At 45.7% G+C, this 12,375-nt stretch carries 9 protein-coding genes and 1 pseudogene; 5 read left to right on the forward strand and 5 right to left on the reverse strand.

Annotated features, from left to right (window positions below; translation table 11 throughout):
• The first annotated feature begins 16 nt into the window (after nt 1-16).
• Nucleotides 17-1,429: an MBOAT family O-acyltransferase gene (locus DVH26_RS19650; protein WP_239624383.1), complete on the forward strand. Its 1,413-nt coding sequence runs from the start codon at nt 17-19 to the stop codon at nt 1,427-1,429.
• Nucleotides 1,430-1,447: 18 nt separating this feature from the next.
• Nucleotides 1,448-2,800 (forward strand): DHHW family protein, encoded by a 1,353-nt coding sequence (locus DVH26_RS19655; RefSeq protein ID WP_239624385.1) that lies wholly within the window; start codon nt 1,448-1,450, stop codon nt 2,798-2,800.
• Nucleotides 2,801-2,834: 34 nt separating this feature from the next.
• Here the strand turns inward: DVH26_RS19655 and DVH26_RS19660 are convergent, their stop codons facing one another.
• Both DVH26_RS19660 and DVH26_RS19665 read right to left on the reverse strand, forming a co-directional pair.
• Complete coding sequence (locus DVH26_RS19660; protein ID WP_239635434.1) at nt 2,835-3,110, reverse strand: DUF2935 domain-containing protein; 276 nt, start codon at nt 3,108-3,110, stop codon at nt 2,835-2,837.
• Between the two features lie 21 nt (nt 3,111-3,131).
• Nucleotides 3,132-3,434, reverse strand: a pseudogene (locus tag DVH26_RS19665) (DUF2935 domain-containing protein); the annotation flags it as partial.
• Nucleotides 3,435-3,509: 75 nt separating this feature from the next.
• Between DVH26_RS19665 and DVH26_RS19670 the strand changes: the two are divergent.
• The 3 genes from DVH26_RS19670 (at nt 3,510) to DVH26_RS19680 (ending at nt 8,751) form a co-directional block, all read left to right on the forward strand.
• A complete protein-coding gene (locus DVH26_RS19670) occupies nt 3,510-4,730 on the forward strand; it encodes a GNAT family N-acetyltransferase (protein ID WP_239624387.1) in 1,221 nt (406 codons plus the stop codon).
• Between the two features lie 791 nt (nt 4,731-5,521).
• Nucleotides 5,522-7,027 (forward strand): phospholipase D-like domain-containing protein, encoded by a 1,506-nt coding sequence (locus DVH26_RS19675; RefSeq protein ID WP_239624390.1) that lies wholly within the window; start codon nt 5,522-5,524, stop codon nt 7,025-7,027.
• 806 nt (nt 7,028-7,833) lie between these two features.
• The gene (locus tag DVH26_RS19680) at nt 7,834-8,751 is read left to right on the forward strand and encodes a hypothetical protein (RefSeq protein ID WP_239624392.1); all 918 of its coding nucleotides are present in this window, start codon (nt 7,834-7,836) and stop codon (nt 8,749-8,751) included.
• Between the two features lie 890 nt (nt 8,752-9,641).
• Here DVH26_RS19680 and DVH26_RS19685 read toward each other — a convergent pair.
• The 3 genes from DVH26_RS19685 to DVH26_RS19695 all read right to left on the reverse strand — a co-directional run bounded on the left by DVH26_RS19685 (nt 9,642) and on the right by DVH26_RS19695 (nt 12,298).
• Nucleotides 9,642-10,118, reverse strand: a complete 477-nt coding sequence (locus DVH26_RS19685) for a ferritin-like domain-containing protein (protein ID WP_239624394.1) — start codon at nt 10,116-10,118, stop codon at nt 9,642-9,644.
• Between the two features lie 220 nt (nt 10,119-10,338).
• On the reverse strand, nt 10,339-11,505 hold the full coding sequence (locus DVH26_RS19690; protein ID WP_239624397.1) for a sensor histidine kinase: 1,167 nt from the start codon (nt 11,503-11,505) through the stop codon (nt 10,339-10,341).
• Between the two features lie 121 nt (nt 11,506-11,626).
• Complete coding sequence (locus DVH26_RS19695) at nt 11,627-12,298, reverse strand: response regulator transcription factor (RefSeq protein ID WP_239624400.1); 672 nt, start codon at nt 12,296-12,298, stop codon at nt 11,627-11,629.
• Nucleotides 12,299-12,375 lie beyond the last annotated feature (77 nt).

Raw genomic sequence — 12,375 nt, forward strand, 5'->3', positions numbered from 1 at the left:
AGGCAGGTAGATCGGCATGGTTTTTTCCAGCTTCGTGTTTCTTTATGGTTTTCTACCGTTAGTACTGCTGCTTTATTTCATCGTAGGAAAGGAATGGAAAAATACGGTGCTGCTGCTGTTCTCTCTTCTGTTTTATGCTTGGGGAGAACCGGCAGGCGTTTTCATTTTGCTGGTGAATGTTGCTGCGGGCTGGATCGGCGGACGATGGATCGAACGGGCAGGACGAACATCGATCGGCAAGCTGCTTCTGCTTGGTTCGGTCGCTTTTCAGGTTCTATTTCTTGTTTACTACAAATATCTCGGGTTTGCTATCGAAACAATTCAATCGGTTACATCCCTATCTTTATCGTATTCGCCGCCATCGCTTCCAATAGGGATTTCTTTCTTTACATTTCATGTCATATCTTACCTGGTGGACGTGTATCGCCGGGAAGCTCCGGCCTTATCGTCTTATTCCACTCTATTGCTGTATATAGCGTTATTCCCCCAACTGGTGGCTGGTCCGATCATTCGTTATGCCGATATTCAGTCTCAGCTTAAAGAACGGAATATTACAGCAGATGGATTTAGTCAAGGCATCGTCCGATTCGTTACAGGACTCGGAAAAAAGGTCATTGTTGCCAACTCCTTGGCTGAAATTGCTCCTCTGCTGCTCGACAGTCCGATTGAACAATTGACCGTGGCGGGAGCATGGCTCGGCATATTCGCATTCGCTCTGCAAATTTATTTCGATTTCTCCGGCTATTCGGATATGGCGATCGGTCTTGGAAAAATGTTCGGTTTTACATTCAAGGAAAATTTCGACTATCCTTACGTTTCGACCGGTGTAGCAGAATTTTGGCGGCGGTGGAACATGTCAGTCGGCCGGTTTTTCAGGGATTATGTGTACATTCCGATGGGAGGAAACCGGAAGCGCGCAATGTTCAATATGTTTATTGTCTGGTTTTTGACAGGGCTATGGCACGGGGCGAGCTGGAATTTCGTCGTTTGGGGATTGTACTTCGGTCTGATGATCACTCTGGAAAAAAGCTTCCTGCAGAAGTTGCTTTCCATCCTGCCTACGTTCGTATCACGAATGTATTTCGCGGTTGCTGTGCTTATCGGATGGGTGTTTTTCTATTTCGAATCGCTCGGTCACGGAACCAAGTATTTGCGGGCAATGTTCGGCCTTGCTCCTATACCGGCAGCAGATGCGGCCTTTTTCATCCTTTTGCAAAACCATATCGTCCTTCTCACACTGGCCGCTATCGCCGCGACACCCATTCCAATCCGCTTGCATCGTCTGTTGGAAGAACGTCTGCAGCCACGTTTGGCCCGTTCCTTCTACAATGAAATTGCATTACCGGTTGGATCGTTGGCCATGCTGGTCGTATCGGCCCTACTGCTAGTAGGTAAAACGTATTCGCCTTTTTTCTATTTCCGATTTTGATAAAACGGAGGGAATGTCATGCGACTAGGACATTATTTGCAAATAGGCTTCTTCCTCCTGTTTGTATATGCAGGGACCGGATTCATGTGGACGCCGGAGGGAAGCAAGTCTGTATCCGAAAAGGAAAATCGCGGTCTGTCGCAATTGCCACAATGGTCAGGCAGCTCCATATGGTCAGGGCAATATTGGCGAGGGATCGAAAATTATGTCGCTGACCACGTGCCGTACCGCGATGCGCTCGTTGGCATCAGCAAGAAGATTGCTTCATGGCAAGGCATGTCCGGTACCGAAAACACGGTCATACTTGCCTCCAAAGCCGATAACATGGCTCAAGTAATGAAGTCAGCTTCCTCCGAAGAAGTTGCGTCTTCGCAAGCAACGACTTCCCTGAATGAAGCAAGCGCGAGTATTCCAAGCGCAGGTAACATTTCGCCGGTTGAAAGTCATCCGGAGCCCAGTGCGCGAAAATCGGAGCAAACGAGCCATCTTGCGGGTAAAGTACTGATCATCGATGATCGTGCCGTGAACTTGTTCAGTTATGTTTCTACAGCGGGAAAGCTGTACGCGGATACGATCAATCGGCTTCGTGACCATGTCGCCGATCAGCTTGGTTCGGACGTTTCCGTTTCGGTGCTCATCGCTCCGACCGGGGCGGAATTTTTGCAAAGCGAGACATTGAAGAAACTGTCCTCTTCCCAGCAGGAAGCGATAGTCGATGTATACCGGAAATTGAAGCCGGGAATAAAGACCGTGGACGCGCTTGCCTTGATGCAAAATCATATAGACGAAGATCTATATTTCCGAACCGACCATCACTGGACGGCGACAGGTGCTTATTACGGCTATGCAGCCTACATGAAAGCGACAGGACTATCTCCCGTAGCATTGAAGACCTATGCCAAAGAGGAAGTTCCCGGCTTCTTGGGCTCGCTTTATTCAGCAACATTGCACAAAAAACTGGAGAAACGGCCCGATACGATCGTCGTTTATAAACCGTTTGTAAAACACGATTATACCGTTCATTATGCCGGACCGCTCAAAATGGATCTGCTCGATATGAATCATGCGCATAGGATGAACAAATACCGGATTTTTTTGAGCGGTGATCGCCCTTGGGGGCAGATTACAACGGAAGTCAATAACGGAAAGCGGCTCGCTGTGATCAAGGATTCATATGGCAATGCCTTGATTCCATTCCTTCTCCCTCATTTCAGTGAAATTTACGTTATCGATCCGCGGCAGTTCAACAAGCCGCTAATCCCGTTTTTGCAGCAGCATAACATTCTGGAGCTGCTGTTCGTTAACAATTCTGAGGTGTTGACCGATACGCATTTTATGCAGTTGGTCGGGGCTATGGGAGATGCCGGCTGAATCAGATCACGTCTCAATCCTCGGCTTAGCCGGGTCACAGTCCGGATTCGGAACCAAGCCGCTGTGTTCGCATATAGCCTGCCATTTCGATGCTTTTCAAATAAAACTGCTGAAAATGAACCTCGAACATGCGGCTTTTATCGATCAGCCGTTTCTCGACCATATCCAGATCGCTGGCGATGGCAGCAGCGTGACCGATTGCATCGGATAGCCATAGTAAATCATGGTGCACTGCGTCGAATTGCGGAACCTGATTACCGGCAGCCAACGAGTTCAATATGTGCAAATATTCCTCAAGCTCATTCACCATATGGTTGATAAACGTCGGTGTCAATCCGATCGTTACTTTGCCGGTCAGCAGCCGTTTCAATAAGTCCAGCTTGAACATACGAAACTGATTCGTCAAATCAAGCGCTTACTGATTAAGGGTCGCAAGCTCCCCACCGGATAATTGACGCCGGGAAAACTCCAGCAACCGGTCGAATGAATGGATAAATTGTTGAGCCGATTGGATCGACGGGGTTTCTTTTGGAGAAAGCGTGTTCAAAATAAATCTGGCGTGGTCCCCCAATATTTGCAGCCAGAACCTGTGCTCGAACAGCGCAGCTTGATGACGTTTCCTCTTCCCGACCATATTGACGATTCTCTTACATGTAATTATTCACCATGGAGCACATAACGTAAAATAGCAGATGCGAAGGAGAAAGTAATGAGCAGGCAGAAACTTCAAGACCGACTGAGAATGAAGAAGGTTGAGCCAAGTCATGGAGAGCAATTCAATGACTTGCTGCGTTACGTTTTCCAAGTAACGAATCATGATCTGCTTACATTCGGCTGGGGGAATCGGGAGATTGCACAGGCGAAACTTCCTGTACTCAAACAGGCAGATGTACTTGGCTGGTTCGATGGTGATAAACTGATTTCCCAGCTGGCGGTATATCCGTTCCAGGTTAATATTTTTGGGAAGATCTATGATATGGGCGGCTTAACGGGTGTCGGTACCTACCCCGAATATGCCAATCTAGGATTGATGAGCCAATTAATGCGCACATCACTCGCGAATATGCGCGAACGGCAGCAGTCAATATCTTATTTGTATCCCTATTCCATCCCATATTATCGCCGCAAAGGTTGGGAGATCATTTCTGACAAGATCTCGTTTGAGGTAAAGGATACCCAATTGCCGAAGCTGAAGATAGTACATGGCAATGTGGAACGGCTGTCGATCGATCACCCTGATATTCGTAATGTTTACCGTCGTTTCGCCCTGAACCATCACGGCGCGATGCTTCGGAGCGAATTGGCATGGGAAGAATACTTGCGTTGGGACCTGGATGATTTGACTGTTGCCGTTTATTATGATGAAGATCAGCAGCCTCAGGGTTATCTGCTCTATTGGATCGCCGAGGAGGTCTTTCATATGAAAGAAATGGTATACATGGACGGTGAGGCGCGAGCAGGTCTATGGAATTTTATCAGCGCCCATTTCTCAATGATAACGCGTGTCAAAGGTCATATTTTCACAACAGAGCCTCTTGCCTTCCTACTGGAAGACAGTGACATCAAGGAGACCATCTCTCCCTACTATATGGCACGAATTGTCGATATTCACCACTTCGTAAAACATTATCCGTTCCTCCCCCAGGTCGTGGATTGCCAGTTGACTTTTACGCTGCATGACCCGATGTTGGAGTGGAATCAAGGGAAATTCACACTAAATGTGGATGAGCAAGGTCGCGGGAAATTGGTGGAAGGCCGCGGAAACCCGGAGGTGGCCTTTGATATACAGACATTGACTACGATGCTGATGGGATATAAACGTCCGGCATATTTGGCACGGGTAGGCCGCTTCCAGGCGCAATGGAAAACAATCGAGCTGTTGGAGAAGCTGATAGAGCGCCAGATCCCGTATTTCTCTGATTACTTTTGATGGTTAAATCGACGACAGACGGATGCAAATAAAGTAACAGAACCAGCTCTTAAATTAGTTGCTCCTATGTCCATATTTGCTCTCCAAAACAGAATCGGATATCGTTCCGATTTGTTATTTTAGTAATTCTAAGCCCTCAAAAAAGCAAAAAAGCCCTCTATCCTGATGGATAAAAGGCTTAACGGATACTATACACAAGCGGTGGGACTATAATATCCTTTATTGATTATACCCACAGTCCACAAGTTCATACACGAACAGCCTCATCATCTAATTTAGCTTCCTTTTTCCAACTCCCTACAAATTCGTTCTGGAGATTCTTGCGGATCCGCACAAGCAAATCTTGCAAGAAAATCAAACCAGTATTGTTCAAAAGTAACAGTCTCGCCATGAACAACGCGAAATGATAAATAACGATGCCATAATCGGGCCCGGAGTTCTTCCAAGCTAATGCCTGACTCCATGGGAAGCACTTTCTAAAACTGCTTCTTCTGCAAGAAAATGTTGAAATGCCTAATCTTAGAGTTCGTGTTCCTGTAAGGAATTATTAACTATGTTTGAATACGGTACTCAGGTTTTATTACCGATGTTTTGTCTTCCAAATTACAAATTGAACACAAAAGTTGAAAGTTTGTTGGATCATTTGTCCCACCTTTCGTAACAAGTGAATCTCATTAAAAGGTATGGACATCATGGTGAATTGAGACCTGTCTACAAACTGAGGGTTGCTTCGAATATTTCTGGAACAAATTGCACATTCTGATACGGTAAACAAAGGAGGGTATTAATTCATGTGGGTTCTTTGGCTGTACCTATTGAACACAGTTTTTATGTTAATCGTAGCTCTAATTGAGGCTCGGAGACCGGCCAAGGCTTTAAACTGGCTTACCATTTGCCTCATTCTGCCCATAATTGGTTTTGTGCTCTATCTCATCACATCGAATCCTATACAAATTCAACGTAAAAGACTGACTTCACAGAACAATGAATCGGACAAGCTGCCTGGTTCATTTAACCGCTCGGCTTCGGTCATTGCTCATGCTTTGCGCAACCTATCCGTTCAGGGACTTCGGGTTTGCCAGGTTCAGGTGCTTACGAATGGAATTGAAACCTATGAGAATCTTATACGATCCATACAAAACGCCCAAAAGTCAATTGATTTGGAATATTACATTTTTCGGAATGATAATATTGGCAGGCGAATTACGGAACTACTGATAGAACGGGCGGAGTCAGGTGTAAAGGTTCGTTTTCTCAGAGACGGCTGGGGGAGCCGGAAATATCCACGGAAACAATTGAATAGGATGCTAGATGCAGGGATTGAATGCCGGACCATATTTCCTTTGCGCTCTCCATGGATATTTGCGAATTTAACTTACCGGGATCATTGTAAAATCGTCATTATCGATGGCAAGGAGGCTTTTACAGGCGGTATTAATGTCGGAGATGAGTATACAGGATCGAAACCGAACATTGGGTTTTGGCGTGATACTCATATACGAATCGTAGGTGAATCCTCAGCCGATTTACATACGATTTTTCAAGTCCATTGGAATATTTCCGTAGCGGAACAGACGAACCAACAAGTCAAAAAAATGCGAATGCCCGCTAATCGTACACGACCCATATCACAAACCATTGTTTCCCCTGAGAGGTCAGCACTGTTAACGCAAGAATGGGCTTCTGAGCTAGGGACAAAAGGTACTGACGAAGTCACTCTCGCTGATGAACGTGCGTTACATCATGCGTACGTACAGACATTTGAAGGCAATCCTGGAATCCCTACCCCAATCATCAGGGAAGTCTATTTCAATTGCCTAACCCAAGCAGTTCAAAGCATTAATATCTCTACCCCTTACTTTGTGCCCGACGCGGATATCATCATGGCGATAAAAACAGCAGTGGCACGCGGTGTTCGTGTAAGGCTATTGGTCCCTCGCCAAGTTGAACTCTCAACCATGATCGTGGGCGCAGCAAGCCGGACCTATTACGGTGATTTGTTGGAAGCTGGAGTTCATATCTATCAGTACAACAAAGGTATGCTGCATGCAAAGGTGATGATCATCGATGGAGAGATTGCTACTGTGGGCTCCGCCAACTTTGATATGAGAAGTATGCGCCTGAACTATGAGGTTTGTGATGTTATTTACAGTTCCGACGTGGCAAGAAAACTAGCAGAGCAATTCGAGCAAGATCTCACTGACTCCTTACCCTTGCGTATGGAAGATGTGCTACAGCGGTCCCCTGTACAACGCGTTCTAGATCAAGGTGCCCGCCTGCTAGCCCCACTTTTATAATGGCGTTCGGGCTCCATGTGTCCAATCCGGCCTTGGATATTTAATTATCTCTAAGTGTAGATACCTTCGTCCCATCTTTTAGCCGCATTCCATACATGTCATGTGCCTCTGTATTCGCAAAGTCCAGATCTGATTCTGCTTTGGGCTTAAACCCAGAACACCGCATAATTTATTGAATAGACTACTAATGTACGGTACATCCACCACCCTCCATTCTGACATGGAGGGCTTTTTTTAGTTATTCGCCCTAGGCATGTATACATTACAAAAAGTAATCTGTCGCATACTATAGATTTATTTTCTCGTGGTAAGGAACAAAATCCCCTCAACAACCTCTCCCCTAGAAAATGTCGAAGAATAATTAAAAATCTTATTTTTTTCATTATTCCTGCTTGCTTATACGTTATTTTGAACACGATTAAAGGAGTATCCAGCTGTTCCCCTGCTCCACACCAGACGAGCCGTATCCCAGCATCCTGTTTTCCATCTAATTGAATTCATGTGGAATTTCTAAGCTTAACAGCCCATTACTTCGATAATATGGAGCACGATCGTTCCCGTTAACGAAAGGTTACCCAACGCTAGCCCTCTCGGTTATATTCATCTATCTCGTAAGTGAGCTGGAAATCCGACTTCGTAAGTTGAGTGACGTTACTTTGGATGAAAAAAACAGGGCTGAAGACACGGTCGAAAAATGTCGAAATAATTAATAAGAACCATATTAGCCAGTCCACGCTTGGCATATAATGGAATCAATCTTCCGGAAGAGGAATTCGTCTAACAACTAAAGGAGTGCTATAAGAAACATGGCTTGGGCCAAAAACATCTATTGGAATTACAGAATATGGCCAAAAATTGTAATCGTTACATTGGTCCTGTTATCAGTCGCTTTTATTACAGCGTGGGCCGCATTAGCTGCGCCATTGCCGTCGGGAAAACAAAAAGCCACCTGGTTGTGGGATACTTCGCTAATAACCACAATCACCGGACGCAATCAAATTATTCAGTTTGTCAAAAATCAGCAAATCTCCCGCATCTATCTTCAAGTCAACCCGGATGTTCCAAAGAATGCCTACCGCAGCATGATCAAGACCGCCGCCGAAAATGGCATTGAAGTGTACGCGCTTGATGGCGCTCCCTATTGGGTGCTCCCCGAAAATCGCGGACGGATCACAAGCCTGATCGGCTGGGTAAAGACGTACAACGCTTCCGTCGCCAAGAACGAACGATTCTCCGGCATTCAACTCGACGTCGAGCCTTATCTACTTGCGGAATGGTCAACCGACCAAAGTGGCATGGCGAAAATATGGCTTGATGCGCTTACCTATTTTCACGACGAAATGAAAAAAACTCCCGCCTTATCGACCTCCGCAGCGCTGCCGTTCTGGCTCGACAGCGTATTGCTTAGCAGCGGAGTCGCATTAGGTGAAGCTTTGATTGCCAAGCTCGACGAGGTTGCCCTCATGTCTTATCGGGATCGAGGTGACGCGGTAGCGGACCTCGTCAAGGAGGAACTTGCCTGGGGTGACAAGTACGGCAAGAAGGTGTGGCTCAGCCTCGAAACGAATGCTGTTCCGGATACTCCATACATCACGTTCTATGAAGAGGGGAAAGTAGAGATGGACCTTCAAATATCTCGAATCGATGAGCTGGTGAAAGCTCACCCGTCGTATGCTGGCATCGCCGTGCACGATTACACAGGCTGGCGCAGCCTGAAAAACTAAAAGGACAGAGGTCTTAGTGTCTTTAAGCAGCACCTGAGTTGCAGACGATTGTGCTGCTGTCTCTGGTGCTTTTTGGTGTTGCATTGCCGATTACCTAAGTGGACAAGCTAATGCTTACGACTGCCTTTATAGCTTGTATTTTACAATTTCAACAATCTACGTCCGATCCTATCATTTGATGAACTTCAATCGAGTTATTCATAATCTTACTCCAAATTTTCATTTCCTCACTCTTTCCTTTATGGACGTTCTCTTCCTTGGACAATAACTTTCTGATTTTCGATACACTAATATTGATGGCTGTAAGCGCTAGGTAATAAGGAAAACTAGCAATTGGGATAACATGCGAGGATAGACTTCCAATTTCGGTTTTTAGGGGATTAACCCTCGACTTAACCCCACAGGATTGGGCTTCTCAAGCATTCTCATACCACATGCAATATTCCATCTATTGGCTTCGGATGGCCCTATGCCATTCTTTTGAATTGGATCTGAACAATGCTTCGGATAAGTCTAAAACATCTAATGAGAGTCCTACAATGTAAATTTGTTTAATTTCTTTTTTCTCTGTAGCCGCCAAATCTTATGTATGCTTTATAAGAAAAAGCCCTGAGGGTGCCTCAGGGCTTTGTTCTATATAGAATTTCTACTCTATGTCATTCTATAGGTTTGTTTATTAAATCTACGTCTTGTCCTCCAATTGCTGCACATTTGAATGAGAAGGCATGTCAGGGGGAGGCTATCCTCGTATAAAATACATTCCGTATCGATAGGTCAGGAGCATCGTTCCATTTGCTCCCATCGAGCGATCTTACCCGAACCGATTTCCAAAGTCATCATTTGCCGCAGTTTTTCTTGTCACTTCACTATCCTTCCTTTATGGAAAATTGTCAGTGCTGCCCAGTTAAATTCCTTATAAGTAAGTTATTATATTTAGCTGCATGCTTTTGCTCATCAAGAATTATTCCATAAACCGTATCTCTATAAATCCCAGAAGGTAATCCAAACCATATCCTCCGATATTTCTCAACTGCTGACAATTCACCTTGAAAAGCTTTTTGTAACCCCAGTATATACGATTTTACTTGTTCCGGCTCTTCATTACTAACGCCTGTCACTGGGTAACCGGTTAGGTCTCTGTACATCTGTCGGAACATTTGGTTATGTCCCCGTTCATCATTTCGAATGGTAGCGATGACAGAAGCTTGTTCGGGATTAGGTGCAAGTCTTATTAGTTGATCATAGAATAGCTCATCATTCCGTTCTCCTTGAACTGATTCTCTTATTAATTCAAGTGCTTGTTGGGTAGAAATAGCCCAAATTGGAGTAAAAGCAGATCTATTCCAGATCGTGTTTATCCAGTACATGAAGAACCTCCATTCTTACTAGCATTAATTGACATATCATCCTATGCTTATGCCTATTAAGGTGTCACAATAATGTTATGCAGGATTCCAGTAATGAATGGTTACTTGTAGTTTGAATTAGAAGCTCAAGCTCGTTTTTTTCATTGAATGCCATCGGTTCTATAGGTTGTTTGTGCTATGAATTAAATTCCCAAGGCACATTCAATCCCGTCTCTACCCCTTAATGTAATTTTCTGTGCTTCTGAGAAGTAGAAGGTTTTTGATCTGTTTTACTTTTTCTTGGGAACAGCAGCTCGATCTGGGTGCCTTCGTTAATGGCGGAATCGACACGGATGACGCCCCCGTGCACGTTCACAATCCATTTAGCGATGGACAAACCGAGCCCTGTCCCGCCTTCTGCTCGAGATCTCGCCTTATCACCGCGGTAGAAACGATCGAATATATGAGGGAGATCTTCCGTAGTAATGCCGATGCCATTATCTTTTACACGCATACAAACGGAATTCCCTTGATAACAGCCGCTGATTTCGATCGTTCCGGAGGACGGAGTATATTTTAATGCGTTATCCAAAAGGATGATCAGCAGCTGCCTGATTCTTCCCTCATCCCCCCACAGAGTCAACGGCTGCTTAACATCAGTTACAATATGAATGTTCTTCGTACTTGCCAATAGCTCGAATCGTTCCGACAATTCTTCTATTAATGCATCCAAAGCTATTTGGGATGAGGAAATTTCCAGCTGGTTCGAGTCAGAACGGGCTAGCGTCAGAAGATCGTCCAGAAGCTTGCTCATTCGCTTACTTTCTTTTAATACCACTGCGATATGTGGACTTTCCTGCTCGATAGAATGATCCGGGTACCGGAGAAGCAGCTCGGTTTGCGCGTGGATGACTGCCGTCGGCGTTCGCAGCTCATGTGAGGCATCAGCTACAAAGCGTTGTTGCTTTTCCCATGCTTGCTGGATCGGAATTAATGCACGCCCGGCCAGAAACAGCCCCGCAAAGGCAGATATGACCGCGCCGACTACCATTCCAGCAGCTATATCCAAAAGAAGAGAACGAAGGGTATGCTGCACATCTTCCAGACTTCGGACAATTTCGACGGAGGCTATCGAGCTGTGGCTCTGGCTTTGGACCGGGAACTGCACCACACGATAGCTATGTTGGTCTACTCGTACCGTTCGTACGGCTGCCGAATCGGAAGCGGCTCTAAGCTGATCGGCCAATTCACTGAAAAAAGCTTGCTTGGGCGATTGTCCTACCAGCTGTCCCTGGGCATCCCAAAAAAGGTATACCGTTCTTTCATCCTTCTGAAGATCAGCCCGGTCCGAACGAAGCAGATCATTCAAATTCCGATAGGAATGGATTCGTTTTTCCGCTTGCTGCAAAATTTCATCCGTTTCATGTAACAACCGTGATTGCATATGCCAATAAAACAAGGAACTTAACACACACAGAATAACCAAAAAAACCAACGTATTAAGAATGGCAAGGCGCCATCTTGTGTTCTTAAACATGAAATACATAGCCGGCCCCCCGTACCGTTCTAAGCAGCGAGTCTGCACCATGCGCCGCAAGCTTTTTGCGAAGAAGATGGACATATACGTCGATAGCCGATGTGGCCGCACCTGAATCAAAGCCCCACACACGATCAAAGATTTGCTCGCGTGTTAAAATGCGGTCCTTATTGCATAAGAAAAATTCCAACAGCGCATACTCGGTCGCCGTCAAATGCAATGGGGTTTCCCCGTTAAAAGCATCTCGCAACCCGGGAACCAACCGGATCGGTCCGCAGATCAGATCTCCTTCCTGTCCGATCGTGCCCCGCCTCCGGAGCACCGCCCTAGTCCGTGCCATAAGCTCGGAGACAGCAAAAGGCTTCGTCAAATAATCGTCGGCTCCCGCATCCAGGCCAGCCACTCGATCCTCCACCGCATCCTTTGCCGTTAGTAAAATGATGGGAATCAACATCCCTTGCGACCTTAGCTGCCGGACGATTTCGACGCCGCTCATCCCGGGTAGCATCACATCGAGCACTATTAAATCATGTATGGCTTGCTGAGCCAAATAATATCCTTCGTCGCCGCTTTCGGCCGTATCCGTCAAGAAAGATTCGCCTTCAAAAATGTCTCGTATTACGGCAAGCAGGGATATATCGTCTTCCACTATAAGCACACGCATACCGGATTCCCCCCTTATCAGAAATCGTTACATCCATAGTATCAGAAAGACCGATTTTAAGAAAATTTAAATAATCC

It is taken from the genome of Paenibacillus sp. H1-7 (assembly GCF_022354825.1).
Taxonomy (GTDB): Bacteria; Bacillota; Bacilli; order Paenibacillales; family NBRC-103111; genus Paenibacillus_S.